At 30.2% G+C, this 17,539-nt stretch carries 18 protein-coding genes; all 18 read left to right on the top strand.

The window, feature by feature from the left end; all coding sequences use genetic code 11:
- The 18 genes from OLM54_RS13040 (at position 1) to OLM54_RS12955 (ending at position 17,537) form a co-directional block, all read left to right on the top strand.
- Positions 1-1,077 (top strand): DegT/DnrJ/EryC1/StrS family aminotransferase, encoded by a 1,077-nt coding sequence (locus OLM54_RS13040; RefSeq protein WP_264535048.1) that lies wholly within the window; start codon positions 1-3, stop codon positions 1,075-1,077.
- A complete protein-coding gene (locus OLM54_RS13035; protein ID WP_264535047.1) occupies positions 1,071-1,718 on the top strand; it encodes an acetyltransferase in 648 nt (215 codons plus the stop codon). The genes OLM54_RS13040 and OLM54_RS13035 overlap by 7 nt, the downstream gene beginning before the upstream one ends.
- Positions 1,719-2,957: a TDP-N-acetylfucosamine:lipid II N-acetylfucosaminyltransferase gene (locus OLM54_RS13030; protein WP_264535046.1), complete on the top strand. Its 1,239-nt coding sequence runs from the start codon at positions 1,719-1,721 to the stop codon at positions 2,955-2,957. It abuts the gene before it with no gap.
- A 92-nt stretch (positions 2,958-3,049) separates the two neighbouring features.
- Positions 3,050-4,021: a glycosyltransferase family 2 protein gene (locus OLM54_RS13025; RefSeq protein WP_264535045.1), complete on the top strand. Its 972-nt coding sequence runs from the start codon at positions 3,050-3,052 to the stop codon at positions 4,019-4,021.
- Positions 4,014-4,856 carry a hypothetical protein gene (locus OLM54_RS13020; RefSeq protein ID WP_264535044.1) on the top strand — a complete coding sequence of 281 codons (843 nt, stop codon included), beginning with the start codon at positions 4,014-4,016 and terminating at the stop codon, positions 4,854-4,856. Before OLM54_RS13025 ends, OLM54_RS13020 begins: the two co-directional genes overlap by 8 nt.
- Complete coding sequence (locus OLM54_RS13015; protein WP_319802284.1) at positions 4,853-5,437, top strand: acyltransferase; 585 nt, start codon at positions 4,853-4,855, stop codon at positions 5,435-5,437. Before OLM54_RS13020 ends, OLM54_RS13015 begins: the two co-directional genes overlap by 4 nt.
- Entirely contained in the window at positions 5,434-6,282 is an 849-nt protein-coding gene (locus OLM54_RS13010; protein ID WP_264535043.1) for a glycosyltransferase family protein, read from the top strand. The genes OLM54_RS13015 and OLM54_RS13010 overlap by 4 nt, the downstream gene beginning before the upstream one ends.
- Positions 6,279-7,181 carry a glycosyltransferase family 2 protein gene (locus OLM54_RS13005; RefSeq protein ID WP_264535042.1) on the top strand — a complete coding sequence of 301 codons (903 nt, stop codon included), beginning with the start codon at positions 6,279-6,281 and terminating at the stop codon, positions 7,179-7,181. Before OLM54_RS13010 ends, OLM54_RS13005 begins: the two co-directional genes overlap by 4 nt.
- 17 nt (positions 7,182-7,198) lie before the next feature.
- A complete protein-coding gene (locus OLM54_RS13000; RefSeq protein ID WP_264535041.1) occupies positions 7,199-8,101 on the top strand; it encodes a glycosyltransferase family 2 protein in 903 nt (300 codons plus the stop codon).
- Positions 8,102-8,103: 2 nt separating this feature from the next.
- Positions 8,104-9,060: a glycosyltransferase family 2 protein gene (locus OLM54_RS12995; RefSeq protein WP_264535040.1), complete on the top strand. Its 957-nt coding sequence runs from the start codon at positions 8,104-8,106 to the stop codon at positions 9,058-9,060.
- Positions 9,044-10,054, top strand: a complete 1,011-nt coding sequence (locus OLM54_RS12990; protein WP_264535039.1) for a glycosyltransferase — start codon at positions 9,044-9,046, stop codon at positions 10,052-10,054. The genes OLM54_RS12995 and OLM54_RS12990 overlap by 17 nt, the downstream gene beginning before the upstream one ends.
- Positions 10,055-10,057: 3 nt before the next feature.
- Entirely contained in the window at positions 10,058-10,975 is a 918-nt protein-coding gene (locus tag OLM54_RS12985) for a glycosyltransferase family 2 protein (RefSeq protein WP_264535038.1), read from the top strand.
- Between the two features lie 9 nt (positions 10,976-10,984).
- Complete coding sequence (locus OLM54_RS12980) at positions 10,985-11,653, top strand: cytidylyltransferase domain-containing protein (RefSeq protein ID WP_264535037.1); 669 nt, start codon at positions 10,985-10,987, stop codon at positions 11,651-11,653.
- A gap of 15 nt (positions 11,654-11,668) precedes the next feature.
- Positions 11,669-12,709 (top strand): N-acetylneuraminate synthase, encoded by a 1,041-nt coding sequence (gene neuB / locus OLM54_RS12975; protein ID WP_264535036.1) that lies wholly within the window; start codon positions 11,669-11,671, stop codon positions 12,707-12,709.
- 10 nt (positions 12,710-12,719) lie between these two features.
- Positions 12,720-13,844, top strand: a complete 1,125-nt coding sequence (gene neuC / locus OLM54_RS12970) for a UDP-N-acetylglucosamine 2-epimerase (RefSeq protein WP_264535035.1) — start codon at positions 12,720-12,722, stop codon at positions 13,842-13,844.
- Between the two features lie 154 nt (positions 13,845-13,998).
- Complete coding sequence (locus tag OLM54_RS12965; protein WP_264535034.1) at positions 13,999-15,393, top strand: CDP-glycerol glycerophosphotransferase family protein; 1,395 nt, start codon at positions 13,999-14,001, stop codon at positions 15,391-15,393.
- Positions 15,386-16,462 carry an acyltransferase family protein gene (locus tag OLM54_RS12960; RefSeq protein ID WP_264535033.1) on the top strand — a complete coding sequence of 359 codons (1,077 nt, stop codon included), beginning with the start codon at positions 15,386-15,388 and terminating at the stop codon, positions 16,460-16,462. The genes OLM54_RS12965 and OLM54_RS12960 overlap by 8 nt, the downstream gene beginning before the upstream one ends.
- Positions 16,455-17,537, top strand: coding sequence for a glycosyltransferase family 4 protein (locus OLM54_RS12955; protein ID WP_264535032.1), 1,083 nt, complete (start codon positions 16,455-16,457; stop codon positions 17,535-17,537). The genes OLM54_RS12960 and OLM54_RS12955 overlap by 8 nt, the downstream gene beginning before the upstream one ends.
- Positions 17,538-17,539 lie beyond the last annotated feature (2 nt).

Below are 17,539 nucleotides of genomic sequence, written 5' to 3'. Positions count from 1 at the left end.
ATGATCAATGTAACAAAAACTTTTTTGCCTCCTATTGAGGAGTATAATAAATATCTTGAAAGAGCCTGGAATAAACAGTGGATTACAAATCGAGGAGAACTAGTTCTGGAACTAGAAGAAAAGTTAAAAAGAAGTCTTGGCATTGATAATATTATTATAACTAATAATGGAACTTTACCATTACAAATTGCTCTAAAATTATTTGGAAAAGGTGGAGAAATAATAACAACACCTTTTAGTTATGTCGCTACCACAGCAGCTATAGTTTGGGAAAATTGTAAACCGGTATTTGTGGATATTCATCCAAATTATTTAACAATCGATGAAACAAAGATAGAAGCTGCAATTACAAGTAAAACAACAGCAATTTTAGCTACTCATGTTTTTGGAAACCCCTGTAATGTTGAAGCAATTGAAGCAATTGCAAATAAATATAACTTAAAAGTAATTTATGACGCAGCACATGGTTTTGCAGTAAACTATAAAAACAAATCCATATTTAGTTATGGTGATGTAAGTACCTGTAGTTTTCATGCAACAAAATTATTTCACACCGGAGAAGGAGGAGCTATTTTTACAGAACAGAAAGACTTACATCATAAATTATTTTATTCACATAATTTTGGACATAATGGACCATTAGAATTTTATGGGCTTGGTATTAATGGAAAAATTTCTGAGCTTCAGGCAGCCTTGGGCTTAGCGGTTTTACCTTATATGGAAGAAATTTTAAGTAAAAGAAAAGAAGTAGTCAGCTTTTATAATGATAATTTGGATTTTAGTAAGCTTCAAACATTAAAAATTAGAAAAGATACAGATTGGAACTATAGTTATTATCCGATAATATTTGAAAATGAGGAAGTATTATTAAAAGTTCAGAAAGAATTAAACCAAAATAATATCTATCCCAGAAGATATTTTTATCCGTCCCTAAATACAATTGAATATACAAAAGGTGATAAAATGCCAATTTCGGAGAGTATTGTGTCCAGAATATTATGCCTTCCTTTATATGTTGGACTATCTCAGACAGATTTAATTACCATAACCAATTTAATAAATAATGCATTATGTTAATAGTTGGAGCCAAAGGGTTTGCAAAAGAAGTATTAGAAATTCTTAATCAATTAAATCAAATTGAAAACTTAGTTTTTTATGATGATGTTAGTGAGGATTTGCCAGAAATGTTATATAGTAAATTTAGAATTTTAAGAACAATTGATGAAGCTTCCGATTTTTTCAGAAATGTAAATAATAAATTTACAATTGGTATTGGAAATCCAGTACTTAGAAAAAAGTTGGCAGACAAATTTATAGAACTCGGCGGAGTTTTTACTTCAACAATAAGTCCAGAGGCAAATATTGGTAGTTTTGGAAACCAATTGAACGAAGGAATTAATATAATGACAGGCAGCATAATTACAAACAATGTATTTATTGGCAAAGGTGTCATTGTTAATTTAAATAGTACCATTGGTCACGATTGTCACATAGGAAATTTTGTAGAAATATCTCCGGGAGTAAGTATTTCAGGAAATTGTAAAATAGGAGACTATGCAGTTCTGGGTACAAATGCTACTGTTTTGCCTAAAATAACAATTGGAAAAAATGTGATAGTTGGTGCAGGCGCTGTAATTACTAAAGATGTTCCTGATAACTGTTTGGTGGTTGGTATGCCGGCAAAAGTGGTAAAAGAATTAAGTCCATTAAATTTTTAAATGAACTTGCATAACAACAGTAAAATAATTCATGTTTTTGATGATGATAAATTTATTGATCCTGCAATAAAATTATTTGAATCAGTTTATCCGGGAATTTCTGAATATTGGATAATTAAGAATCAAGGTGGAATATTTCAATATGTAACTTCTAAAATAGTTAAAACTTTTGATCCTTACGATAAAGAGAGTTTTAAAAGTTTTATCGAAAAAATAAATGAGATTGAAGATCCGATTGTCTTTTTCCACGCTTTAGAGCAAACAAAACAAAAAATTGCACTCGAAATATCTCCTAAAATAACCAAAGTATGGTTTATTTGGGGATATGATTTATATGGTAATTGGCCATTATTACGCAAGGAAGTATTCAAAAAAAACACGAAATCATACATCAATAAAACGCAAAAAGAAAAAGTAAAAGATAAATTACTCCTTAACAATTTTGCGTTTTGGATTTTTAAAAATGATATTTTCTTTAGGCATATACTGCCTCTGAAATTAAGAAATGTTTTACAGCAAAAATACAATACCATTTTTTATCAAGCCGCTAAAAAAATGGACATCGTTGTTCCCGTTATTTATGGCGAGCTAAAGATTTTAAAAAAAATGGATATAAAAGCTATTTATGCTCCATTTACTTATGGAAGTATAGAAGGCTTATTAGGAGATAAAATTAATGAGAATGTTTTAGGAAAACAGAACATTTTGGTAGGTAATTCTGCAGATCCTTCTAATAATCATTTAGAAATTTTACAGAAATTATCAAAGATAAATTTAAATAATAAAAAGATTTATGTTCCGCTAAGTTATGGTGGAAATGAAGATTATAAACAACACATAATTCGAAAAGGAAAAGAATTATTCGGTGAAAATTTTATTCCATTAACAGATTTTATGAGCTTAAAAGAATATAATGAAATTTTGCTAAGCTGTGGTATTCTTGTTTTTAATCATGTTCGTCAACAAGGTGTTGGTAACATTATTACAATGGGATACCTTGGAGCCAAAATTTTTATTAATTCAAAAAGTCCAGTGTACGAAACTTATAAAACTTATGGAATTAAAATATTTAATTTGAATAAGTTAGATAAAAATATTTTGATTCCTTTGAATAATCAAGAATATGAATTAAATAAAAGACTACTTTTTAATTTGTATTCAGAAGAAGCAGTTAAAAATAAAATAATAGAATTATTTAAGATTGTTAATAAAATGAAAATTGAAAAACACGATTATTAACCAATGAAGACATTTTTTTATTTTAACAGTTATTACGAAGCAGTTAATTTTTTAAGTAAACAAAAATTAGCAGCCGAAATATTTATTTAATTATGAACACTTCTCTTGTATCTATAATTATTCCTGCCTATAACCGGGCTCATTTAATAAAAGAAACCCTCGATAGTATTGCGGCACAAACCTATAAAAACTGGGAATGTATTATTGTAGATGACGGATCTACTGATGATACTGAAAAAATTGTAAATCAATACATAAAACAGGATTCACGATTTCAATTTCATTCCCGCCCCTCAAACCGATCAAAAGGAGGAAATGCTGCCCGTAATTATGGTTACGAATTAAGCAAAGGAGAATTTATTAATTGGTTTGATAGTGACGATATTATGGAGCCAACAAAAATCGAATTACAATTAAACAGATTAACAGGAAGTGATTTTGATTTTTCGGTATGTCAAACCATTGTTTTTGAAGAAAATATAAATAATATAATCGGAATAAGACAAGAAAATTTATATTCGGAAAAACCGTTTGAAAGTTATTTAACCGGAGATTTAGTGTGGCTTATATTAGCTCCAATCTGGAGAAAAAGTTTTTTGGATAAAATGGATAGTTTATTCGATGAAACATTAAAAGCTTCGCAGGAATGGGAATTTTTTTCAAGAGTTTTATTTAAGTATAATAAAGAATACGATATTATAAATAAGCCGCTGGTTTTTGCAAGAAAGCACACAAACAGCATTTCTCATGGCAACGATATTCAGGTAAAAACAGCGCATTATATCACAGCCAGAAAAAAACTCTATTTGTTTGTTAAAAATAATAATCCTTCAAAAGAGACAATTATCTATTTTGGAGCTTATTTTACATCCAAATTTAAAAATTATTTAAAGTATAAAAATTACAAAGCAGCATTTAATCTGCTGTTAGATCCTTTATTAGGATTTAGGTATTTCAAACTAATATTTAAAGTTAAATTAATATTTGGAATGGTTTTATTTGTGATTTTTGGTAAAGGAGAATCCGTTTTTAGCGGACAAAAATATAAATTTGATAATGAGTAAGTTGACTAAAATTTTAGCTGTATTAGTAAATTACGGAGACGAGCAAATTGATTACCTTGAAAAAGTAGTCAACGAGCTTAAACAATTCGAAAAATATGAAGTAACGGTTATCATCAATTCGAATATTCCTCTGGAAATAAAAGGAGCAGATAAAGTAAATGTTATCAAATTAGATGATTATCAATTATTGCCTTTAACCTGTAAAACGGTTATTTGGGATAACAAAGACGATTTTGATATTTTTATCTACGGAGAAAATGATCATTTATTTGTAGAAAAACATGTCGATAATCATTTAAAATATTCTGCTATTTTGCCAAAAAATAGAATACCGGGTTTAGTGCAATATGAAGAAGATAATAATCAGTTATATTATCCCGGATATCATTCAGGTTTTGAATGGGATTTTGATTCTGTTGAAGTTTACGGAAACAAACGTTTTGCTTTTTTCAACAACGTGCATCAGGCTACTTTTATATTAACGAAAGAACAGCTTTTAAAAGTTTCTCAAAAAACAAAATTTACTGAATTGGTAAACGAAGATGATCCAAGATTAATTTCATTCATTAAAAGAGGTATTAAAAAAGTATTCAAAATAGATTTATCCAGAATAAAACTTTACAGCGAAAAATGTAAAGTAAACACAGATGTTTTTCTATACGGAGGAATGAAAAAAATGATCTGCATCTCTGAGTTTGAAGATAATTTAATTCATCATCTTCCAAATTTATATATACAAGGCAGTAAAGGAAGAAAAAAGTTTAGTGCAGATTCAATGAGAATGACAGAAGCCATTAATCGATTAATGATTGCTAAACCGAGAAGAATAAAATGAAAAAGCTGTTATTAATACTATTTAATAGATTACTTCACTACAAACAAAAAGTAGAATTAGCCGAGGTAAAAAATAAATTCAAGAGCCTTGGAGCAAATTTTAAAATAAAAAAAGATTACAGCATTTATAATCCACAATATATAGAAATTGGAACCGATTTTAAAGCTTCAGAAAGATTTAGAATTGAAGCCATTGACAAATTTGGTGATCAAAAATTTACTCCAAGTATTAAAATTGGAAATAACGTGACTTTTAATACCGATATTCATATAGGATGTATAAACGCTATAACAATTGGAGATAATTGTTTATTTGCAAGCAGAATATTTATAAGTGACCACAATCATGGAGAAACAACAGCAGAAATGCTGCAAATGTTTCCTATGAAACGACCATTAATATCTAAAGGCGCCATTGTTATTAAAAATAATGTTTGGATCGGTGAAGGCGCCGCTATAATGCCAAACGTAACCATTGGCGAAAACAGTATAATTGCAGCAAATGCTGTAGTTACAAAAGATGTTCCGCCAAATTGTGTTGCAGCAGGCGTTCCCGCTAAAATAATAAAAGAGATTCGATGATATCAATAATTATTTGCAGCAGAACTAGCACAATTGATTCCGTATTATCAGAGAACATAAAAAATACAATAGGAAGTAATTATGAATTAATCATTATCGATAATGCTGCAAACCAGTATTCGATATTCGAAGCCTATAATGTTGGAATTGCAAAAAGCACAAATAACCTGCTTTGTTTTCTACATGATGATATTTTTATCCATACAAATAATTGGGGAACAATATTAATCGATCTTTTTGAGAAAAATAAAGAAATTGGATTAATAGGAATAGCCGGAGCGAAAGTAAAAACCAAAATGCCATCAGGGTGGTGGGATTGTCCTCATGATCAAAAAGCGGCTCACTTAATTCAGCACTTTAATAACGAGAAAAAAGTAACCTGGAATTATGGTTTTGAACAAGAAAACAATGTTGAAGTTGCCGTAATTGACGGCGTATTTATGGCCATGAGAAAAAATGAAAATATTCAGTTTGACTCTGATATGAAAGGTTTTCATAACTATGATTTGAGTATTTCTCTGAATTTTAAAAAAAATGGACATAAAATAATTGTCACAAATCAAATTTTGATCGAGCATTTTTCATTAGGAAACCTCGATAAAAACTGGCTAAAAGCAATAGTTAAATTTCATAAAACATATCGTAAATATCTTCCCGTTAGCATAGAAATGACCAGTGATTCTAAAGAAATGAAAGCGCTGGAACTTAAAAACGCAAAAAAATATATAAGACAAATTTTAAACTTAGGATTTAATAAAACAACAATTAGCCTTCTTACAGATTTTTTTATCATTTCATTAAAATCCGGCATATATAAAGAATATTTAAAGAAAACCTCAAAATGATGCTGGCAATAGTAATTCCATATTATAAAAAAGTATTTTTTGAAGAGACCTTAAAGTCTTTAGCCAAACAAACTGATAAAAGATTTAAAGTTTATATAGGCGATGACGCAAGTCCTGAAAATCCTGAAATCCTATTATCTAATTACAAAGACCAATTCGATTTTATATACCATCGTTTTGAAAAGAATTTGGGAGGAACTTCTCTCGTACAACAATGGGAACGCTGCATAGCATTAATTGAAAATGAAGAATGGATAATGATTCTTGGCGATGATGATTTTCTGGAAGAAACAGCCATAGAATCCTGGTACAAACATTATGATGATTTCAATAAAAAATCAAATGTAATCAGGTTTGCCACAAAATCTGTCAATATGCGATTGAACAAAGTCAGCGAGTTAGTTGTGCATCCAATATGGGAAAAAGCAACAGATTCTTATTACAGAAGATTTAAAGGTTTAACCCGAAGTACTTTATCAGAATATATATTTTCAAAAGATGTTTTTGCGAAATATAAATTTCATGATTTTCCATTAGCGTGGCACAGCGATGACGCAGCGTGGCTAACATTTTCAGATAATAAACCTATTTATACCATAAATGACAGTAATCTGTTTATCAGATATTCGGTATTTAGTATATCCGGCAATAAACTGGATCAGGATTTAAAGAATTTGGCAGCCGAAAATTTTTACTCAGAATGTATTTATAAAAACATAAAACACTTTACTAAAAAGCAGCAAATTGACTTAGCGTTAGAATATGAAAAAGCCATTAAAAAGAACCGAAAATTAAAAATCAAAGAATGGTTGAGTTTGATTAGTTTTTATTTTTTAAACATTGAATTTGTACTTTTTTCTAAATGTGTCAGAAGGTTTTTTTTGAGTTTTAACTCATAAATTTTAATAAAATATAAATGTTAGCGATTATTGTTCCCTATTATAAATACAGTTTTTTCGAAACTACTTTAAAGTCTTTAACAAATCAAACTAATAAAAATTTTAAAGTTTATATTGGCGATGATTGCAGTCCGGAGAATCCAATAGATCTTTTAGAAAAGTATAAAAGTGAAATTGATTTTGTCTATCAAAAATTTGAAAATAATCTGGGCAAAGATTCGTTAGTAAAACATTGGGAACGATGTTTAAATTTAGCTTCTACAGAAGAATGGTTCATTATTTTAGGCGACGATGATGTTTTGGCAAACAATTATGTGGCGAGTTTTTATAATAACATCAACATTATTAATAACGACTATAAGGTAGTACGATTTGCAAGTTGTAATATTGATGAAAATGGAAACGAGACATCAAAATTATTTCAAAATCCGGTTATTGAAAGTTCAGTTGACTTTTTTTTCAAAGAAAGAAGATCGTCTTTAAGTGAATATGTATTTAACAAAAAGAAAGCTTTAGAAATTGGTTTTAAAGATTTTCCGCTTGCGTGGTGTACCGATATTTTAGCCGTTTTAGAATTGTCAGATTTTGGAAATGTTTACACAATTAATGACGCAATCGCATATATTCGTGTTTCGGATAAAAGCATATCAGGAAATAAAAAACTGGATAAGTTAAAAAGTCAGGCTGCGTTTGAGTTTTTACATTATCTGCTAGTATTGAACAAAAATGTTTTTAATACTTTTCAAAGAGATGAATTATTAAAAGAGATAAAGGGACTTTATTTAAATGATAAAAAGAATATTTCGTTCTTTTTAAGATTGTCAAAGGTTTATATCAGCAAGTTTTTATTTAAGGCATATTTTAATTTTCTCAAACAAATTTTTAGAAGTTTAAGTAAAAAATCAAAATCCGGAATATAATTATGTTAGTTAAAAATCCTTTGGTATCCATAATAATTCCCACATACAATCGAGCCGGCGTAATAGCCGAAACGCTCGAAAGTGTACTTTTGCAAACATATCAGCATTGGGAATGTATTATAATAGATGACAGAAGTACCGATAATTCGTTTGAAATAATTGATGCTTATAGTAAAAGAGATTCCCGTTTTAAACTTATTGTAAAAAACAATAATCAAAAAAAAGGAGCAAGCGCTTCACGAAATATTGGGCTCGATAATGCAACCGGAGATTATATTCAGTTTTTGGATTCAGATGATCTTTTGCATTCAGAAAAAATAGAACATCAGGTAGCGCTATTAAATGAAAATGATAGATTTACAATTAGTATCTGCAAATGGGAAAGATTTGAAAGTTCGACAGAAGAAATAAAAGAGTTTCAGAATAAAGCTGATTACAGAAATTTTGATGATACCGAAGAATATTTTAAAACAATTGGAAAATACGGCGGATTTTTTCCTCCTGAAGCATTTTTACTTTCTCGTGATAGTATTAAATTTTCAGGGTATTGGAACGAAAGTTTAACAAACAATGATGACGGCGAATTCTTTTTCAGAATTATATCGAACGCCTCAAAAATAATTTTTGCAGAAAAAGCGATTGTATATCATAGAAAAGCCGTTCAGGGAAATGAAAATTTAAGCGAGCTCGATTCTCACGAAAAATTATATAGTTTGGTGAATAGCTGGAAAATTATTGAAGCATTATATGTCGTTCGTTATAATCAGGAAAATTCAGATTACATCAATAAAAAGAAAGAAGCCGTTTATAGTTCTCTTAAACAGAAACACAAATTTATAATTAAAGAGAATAGATTTTTTTTCAAAAACCAGATTAAACAGGATAATTTTACATTGAAATTAAAAAAAATAATTAAAAAAATAAAGCTAAGACTTCATAAACATGCGGGTAGGATATAATCCACATAAAGACAAACAACAAGAAGATTCAGGATATATACACCAGATCATAATTCCCGTATATATTCCTAATCAGGAAGACTATTTTAAAGATAGTCTTGCTATTTTAAAACTATGTTTAGAGTCATTGTTTGCCACAACACACAAGCAAACCTTTATAACAATTGTTAATAATGGCAGTGATATAGTCGTTGTAAGTTATTTAGATCTACTTCTGAAAGAAAATAAAATTCAGGAACTTATTCATACCCAAAATATAGGAAAACTGAATGCAATACTAAAAGGATTAGCCGGCAACAATATAGAATTAGTTACCATTTCAGACTCAGATGTGTTGTTTTTAAACGATTGGCAAAAAGAAACAGTCAATGTTTTTAAATCAGTCTCAAAAGCCGGAGTTGTTGGCATTGTACCTCAGTTTAAAATGTACGAAAGTAATTGCGGCAATATATTATTTGATACAATCCTTAGCTCAAAACTTCGATTTATACCCGTAAAAAACAAAGAAGCCCTAATACGTTTTTATGATAGCCTGGGTTGGAAAAGAGATTATAACCAGGATTATCTTGAATATAATTTAGGACTTAAAATTGATGAAACCCAAAACGTTTTGTTAGGTTCAGGTCATTTTGTGGCGACTTATAAAAAAGATATTTTCGACGAAATAATAAGTTATATCCCCTTTAAAATGGGCGGTACAAGTGAAGCCTATTTAGATAAAAAACCACTTGCAAAAGATTATTGGCGTGTAACAACGCAGGATAATTATGCCTTTCATATGGGGAATACTTTAGAAGACTGGATGATCGTTCCTCAAACTTTGCAGGAAGATATTGAATCGGTAAAGTACGGTTTTAAGAAAAACAAAACAATCAGCCCATTTTTATATTGGATAAAAAATAAGCTTTTTGTAAAGTTTATTTCAATAAAAGTATTGATAAAATTATTTCTAAAGTGGAAGAAATTACCCAAAGAAATGATTTCAAAATATTAATAAATGGCATTTATTCCCAAAGAATTTTCAATATTAATAACAACCAAAAATCGAAAAGATGATTTGGCTATTACCTTACGTAAAAGTCAGGATTTATTAAACAGAGAAGATGTTGTGTTCATTATTTGTGATGATGGATCAACAGATGGTACCGATACATTTATTGAGAACGAATATCCAAATATTCAATTTATTCGAAATACGGAAAGTAAAGGATTAATTTATAGCAGAAACAGATTAATGGATTTGGTTACTACCGAATTTGCCATTTCTATAGACGATGATTTGCATTTTATTACTCAAAATCCTTTAGAAATTATTAGAAACGCTTTTAGCGAAAATCCTAAAATAGGCTTATTTGGTTTTAGAGTTTTTTGGAATCCTGATGAACCCAAAACCACTAATTCTGATGCCGTTTCACACCGAATGAAAAGTTTTGTTGGTTGTGGTCATGTTTGGCGTATGAGTGCCTGGCGGGATATACCGGATTATCCGTATTGGTTTATTTTTTACGGAGAAGAAGATTTTGCGTCCTATCAGCTATTTAAAAAGAAATGGGAGATTCATTATTTACCACAAGTTTTAGTGAATCATAGAGTAGATATAAAATCACGTAAAAAAAATGCCGATTACAGCTTGCGATTACAGCGCTCATTACGTGCTGGCTGGTATTTGTATTTTTTATTTTATCCAATTAAGATTATTCCGCGAAAACTGGCATATTCAATTTGGATTCAGTTGAAATTAAAAGTTTTTAAAGGAGATTTTAAAGCCTTAAAAGCACTGTTATTAGCGATACTGGATTTGTTATTTTCAATCCCGAAAATCATTAAAAACACAAATAGATTATCAATACAGGAATATCAGAACTATCAAAAATTAGAAGAAACAAAAATCTATTGGAAACCCGAAGATAACTAATTTAGCCAAATGAAAACTATTGCTATAATTCCCGCTCGCGGAGGATCTAAACGATTGCCGCAAAAAAACGTAAAGTTACTTGGCGGAATTCCGTTACTCGCCCATAGTATTTTATATGCCAAAGCAAATAAAAAAATCATTGACGAAGTTTATGTCTCTACCAATGATGACGAGATAAAGAAAATTGCGTTAGAATTTGGAGCAAAAGTGATTAGCCGTCCCGAAAATATTTCAGGCGATTTAGAACCAACAGTTTCAGCCTTAAAAAATGTATTAGAACAAATTCCGGATGCTGTTGAAAATATTGTTTTATTACAGGCAACAAATCCGCTTCGTCCACAAAATTTATTGCAGGAGACATTTGATATTTATCAAAATGAAAAACACGATAGTTTATTTACCGTTTCCCGAAATCACCAGAAATTCGGAAAAATAGAAAATCATAAATTTATTCCTTATAATTATGAAATTGGTCAGCGTAGTCAGGATTTAGAACCGCTTTTTTTCGAAAACGGATTACTTTATATCACTAAAACCGCACTAATTATGGAAAATATAATTATTGCAGAAAATGCATTTCCTTTCAAAATAGATTCTATTTTTGCCAACGTCGATATTGATACCCAAGACGATTTTGATTACGCAGAATATTTATACAACAAACATATAAAACCCTAATTCATAACCTACTTTATGAACCCATTTATAGAAATTGCAGGACGAAAAATCGGACCGGATTTTCCTCCTTTAGTTATTGCCGAAATCGGAATTAATCACGAAGGCTCATTACAAGTTGCCAAAGAAATGGTTGATGCCGCAAAAAGAGCAGGAGTTGAGGTGGTAAAACATCAAACTCATATTGTTGAAGATGAAATGAGCGGAGCTGCTAAAAAAGTAATTCCCGGAAATGCCGATGTGTCTATTTACGAAATCATGGAACGCTGTTCGCTTAATGAAGCTGACGAGCTTGAACTTAAAAATTATGTAGAAAGTAAAGGCATGATTTTTATTTCAACGCCATTTTCCAGAGCTGCTGCCGAAAGACTGAAGAAATTTGATATTCCAGCCTATAAAATTGGTTCAGGAGAATGCAACAATTATCCCTTATTAGAACATATTGCTTCTTTTGGAAAACCTGTCATTTTAAGCACAGGAATGAATACCATAGAAAGTATTAGCAAAGCCGTTGCTATATTCGACAAACATAATATTCCGGTAGCACTTTTGCATACCACAAATTTATATCCAACGCCAATTCATTTAGTTCGTTTTGGTGCAATGACAGAATTACACAACGCTTTTCCGGATAAAGTTTTTGGTTTAAGCGATCATACCTTAAATAATAATGCCTGTTTAGGAGCAGTTGCCCTTGGTGCAAGTATTCTTGAAAGACATTTTACAGATCATATGCAGCGAACAGGTCCGGATATTGTTTGCAGTATGGATGAAAAAGCCTGCGCAGAATTAATTGTTTCGAGTGCAGAAATAGCCTTAATGCGCGGTGGGACAAAAAAACCGGCATTAGAAGAACAAGTTACAATAGATTTTGCATTTGCTACCGTTTGTGCCATAGCTTCAATTAAAAAAGGCGAAAAATTATCTAAACAAAATATTTGGGTAAAACGTCCCGGAACCGGAAAAATTCTGGCAGAACATTTTAATGATTTAATTGGAAAAACTGCTTTAAGAGATATTGAAAACGACGAACAATTGGATTTTACTGATTTTGAGTAAAATATTTTAAATGAAAAAAATCCTTTTCCTAACAGGAACACGTGCCGATTTTGGCAAAATAAAATCACTTATTTCGATTCTGGAAAAACAACCGGAATTTGAAGTTTTTGTATTTGTAACCGGAATGCATTTGCAGGAAGTATATGGGTATACTTTGATTGAGATCGACCGTTGTAATTTTAAAAATGTTTTTACATTCGAAAATCATACGCACGAAACCACAATGGATTTAACATTGGCAAAAACCATTGAAGGATTATCAAATTATTGCAAAAAGATAAATCCTGATATGATTGTTGTACACGGCGATCGTGTCGAAACACTTGCAGGCGCAATTGTAGGTTCGCTGAATAATATTTTGGTTTCGCATATAGAAGGCGGAGAAGTTTCTGGAACGGTTGATGAATTAATTCGTCACAGCGTTAGTAAATTAAGCCACATTCATTTTGTTTCAAACAAACAAGCCGCAAAAAGACTAGAGCAAATGGGAGAAATTAAAGAATCTATTTTTACAATTGGTTCTCCCGATATTGACATCATGTTTTCAGATCAATTACCTGATTTAACAATCGCAAAAGCATATTATAAAATAGATTTTGAAAAATATGCCATTGTAATGTTTCATCCCGTAACGACCGAAATCAAGGAAATGCAAAAATATGCTGAAACTTTTGTTGCCTCATTATTACAGGACAATCATAATTATGTTGTTATTTTTCCAAATAATGATTTAGGAAGCCAGTTTATTATTGATGCTTATGAGAAACTAAAAGAAAACCCAAGATTTAGAATTTTTCCATCATTGCGATTCGAATATTTCCTGACGTTATTAAAAAACAGTCAGTTTATTATTGGTAACAGCAGCGCAGGAATTCGGGAAGCTCCGTATTATGGAATTCCAATTATTAATATCGGAACCCGCCAGCAAAACAGAGCCGTTCACGCTGATATTATCAATACAGATTATTCTGAAAATGGAATAAAAGAAGCGCTTTCAATTATTGATTCTCACAAAGTACAAATTGTTGAAGATGATTTTGGCAAAGGAAACAGCAACGAATTATTTCTTCAAAGCATTCAAAAAGCCACAATTTGGGAACTCAATCATCAAAAACAATTTAGAGATTTTAAGTAATCTTAATCAAATCTGCGTAAAAAAACATAACACATTTCTTTCACAAAGCTATGTTTGTTTAAATAAGTGAAACGCCTTTTTTGAGAGTAACAATCTATGTTTCTATGTGTTAAAATTAATTACACAAAACGAGTTAATCTTATTATAATTAAAAATGAAAAAATTAGGAATAGTAATAACTGACGGAGTAGGATACAGAAATTTTGTCATGAGTGATTTCATTACCGAGGCGGTGAAAGAATTTGACAAAATTATTATCTATTCCGGTTTGCCTGAAAGTTGTTATCAGAATTTTAATAATTCAAAACTTGAGATAAAAGAACTTGCCGTTTTTAAAGAAGGAAAAGCAACCTGGGCTTTTAGAAAATGGAAAGAAATTGCCCATTTACAAAAAAATAAATCCTTTTACGGCATGAATGATAATCTGGTTTCAGGTTATCCTAAAAATAATTCTGTTCGTTCATTATTTGTAAAAAGCATCTATACTTTTACGAATTTTATAAATTCAAATTCCAGTATTTTATTAGCCGAAAAATTCCAGTTTTTATCTTTTTCAAAAAATAAAATAACAAAAGAATATATAGCAATACTTAAAAAAGATAAACCGTCACATTTATTTTTTACACATCAGCGTCCGCCTTATTTAGCGCCATTTTTGTATGCGGCGATTCAAACAAAAATTCCAACAAGTACCTTTATTTTTAGCTGGGACAATTTAGCTTCAAAAGGAAGAATGCTTGGAACGTTTGATAAGTTTTTGGTCTGGAGCCAATTAATGAAAGATGAGTTACTTTATTTTTATCCAAACGTAAAAAATGATGATGTTCAGGTTGTTGGAACACCTCAATTTGAACCTTACGTTTTGGATAAATACAAATCTTCAAAAGAAAATTTTCTTGCTAAATTTTCATTAGACAGCACTAAAAAAATAATCTGTTATAGCTGTGCCGATGTTTCGATTGGTCCAAATGATCCAATTGTAATTAAAACCATTGCCGAAGCTATTCGAAGTAAACAAATTGAGGCACAAGTACAGCTTTTAGTACGAACTTCTCCCGCCGAAGATGACAGCAGATTCAAATCGATTCGTGATGAATTTCCGGAAATTATCTGGAATGTGCCAAAATGGATTTTGACCAGAGAAAATCATCAGGAAAGCTGGTCGCAGCGAATTCCAAGTGATGAAGATATTACAGATTTAAGATCATTATTAGAAAATGCCGATTTAAGCATAAACATGTGCTCTACAATGAGTTTAGATTTTATGCTGTTTGATAAACCCGTCATTAATACCGTTTTTGGAAATAAGGAAAATGGACTTTACAATGATCAGCGATTTTTAAATTATAACCATTACAAAAAAGTTATAGATGGCAACGCTGTAACTATTGCTAAAGACAAACAGGAATTAATCGATCAGATTAATCAGACCTTTAATAATCCGGACGAAAGAAAAGCAGATCGAAAAGCAATGATTGATTTGCAGATAGGTCAGGATTTAACAGGAACAAGCAAAAGAATAGCCACAATTTTATCAAATTATGAATAAAGTTCATTCAGAGATAACAGCATCCAAAAGTCGAATAGCAATATTAGATGGATTCAGGGCTATAGCAATTATATCAGTTATTTTATATCATTATTTTTTCCGTTGGAATGATACAAAATACCCTTATTTTGGAGGGAATTATTTTCATTATGGATTTAAGGGAGTTCCTTTTTTCTTTATCATAAGCGGATTTGTAATTTGTTATTCGTTAGAAAGCACCAAAGATTTTATTTCGTTTTGGAAAAAAAGACTTATTCGTTTATTTCCTTCAATAGTAATCGCTTCTGTTTTAACATATTGCTTTATATTAGCTTTTGATCATCAGCACACATTTTCTGATAATTATTTAAGAAATTTAATTATCAGTATTACTTTTTTACCGCCTAATTTTTATAATCTCTTTTCAGAAATTCCAAATTATTTTGGTTACATCAATTATGATTATTGGAGTTTATGGCCGGAAGTTCAATTTTATTTTTTAGCCAGCATTCTTTATTTTGCCGATAAACGTAATTTTAAAAGGAACTTCATTGTAGTATGTTTTATATTATTAGTGTCATACAACATATTGCTTTTTTTGAATTTTAATCATATTAAACTTTTTCAAAAATTCACCAACTTATTTAATCTTATAAAACATTTGTCCTTCTTTATGTCCGGAGCACTGTTTTATATGTTATACAATAATAAACAGAATATTTATTACATTGTTTTTCTGTTATTCAGCTTTATCATGATAAATTATTCTTTTGATTTGCCTCAATTTATAGCAAGCACGATAATGTTTCTGTTATTTTTTTGCTTTTTATATTATCCCAAATTTTTGCTTTTTTTAGAAAACAGGTTTTTAGTAAAGATCGGAGCATCATCTTATTTTCTTTATTTAATTCACGATTATATCGGAGCAGTCTGGATTAAGAATATCGTAGGTTTCTTTTATCCAAATAGTTTTATCGCGCCTGTTTTAATGATTATTATAATGGTTTCTTTTAGTATACTTTATACACAAAAAGTAGAATCAAAGATTGCAAAATATTTACACACTCGTTTATTAAAAAGAAATGACTAAAATAGCCATACTTTGTAATTATGAATTACTTCCTGAAAGAGTGGGAGGTATGGATTATTTTTTCTGGGATTTTGATAAAAAATGCAAAGAAAATAATATTGAAGTTCATTGGTTTTTTCCCAATACTTCAAATCATGGTGAATATTCTAATTTGACAATTCACAGCAATAAAACTCAAAGTGTCGAAAACAATTTTCTATCCTTTTGTAAACAGCATCAAACGGAATATTCTCATATTATAACTCATTTTGTAGAACTGTGCACGCCTTTTTTCTATAAAATCAGCAAATTATCAAAAGCAAAAATTATTGCTGTTGATCATAATCCGCGACCTTTAGGCGGATATTCATTTAAAAAGAAACTAAACAAAAGATTAAAAGGAATTTTGTTTTCAAGGTATATTGATCTTTTCGTTGGCGTATCAGATTATACTGTAAATGCTATTTTAGAAGATTTCGGGTCTCATTTAAAATCTAAAACTCAAACAGTTTATAACGGCGTTATTTTAGACAGTATTTTAGTCAGAGAAACCAGAAACACAGCTAAACCAAGCTTTTTGGTAGCATCGCATCTTAGGGAATCAAAAGGAATTCAGGATTTGATCGAAGCCGTAAATTTGCTTCCAACCCAAATAAAAAATGAAATTGCAATAACAGTTTACGGCGACGGACCGTATAAAAAGCAGTTGGAGGAGAAAATTAAACAATACGCTCTCGAAAAAAGTTTTGTTTTTATGGGAAGTAAAGCAAACCTGAACGAAATCTTTTTTCAATACGATTATATGCTCCAGCCAACCCATATGGAGTGTTTTAGTTTGTCGATCTTAGAGAGTCTTGCAGCAAATGTTCCCGTAATTACAACCAATGTTGGAGGAAATACAGAAGCGATTACTCATGAAGAAAACGGATATATATTTGAGGCAAAAGACATCAAAACTTTAGCTAAAATTCTTGAAGATATTTACTTAGGCAACAAAAAGATATCTGTTAATACAAGAGAATTAATTGCCAATTTCTTTTCTTTGCCGAAAATGGTAGAAAATCATTTCAAACTAATAGTAGAAAAAACACATTAACT

It is taken from the genome of Flavobacterium sp. N1736 (assembly GCF_025947065.1).
GTDB lineage: Bacteria > Bacteroidota > Bacteroidia > Flavobacteriales > Flavobacteriaceae > Flavobacterium.
The sequence above is the reverse complement of the archived record's forward strand: the minus strand, read 5'-3'. Positions and strand labels throughout refer to the sequence as shown.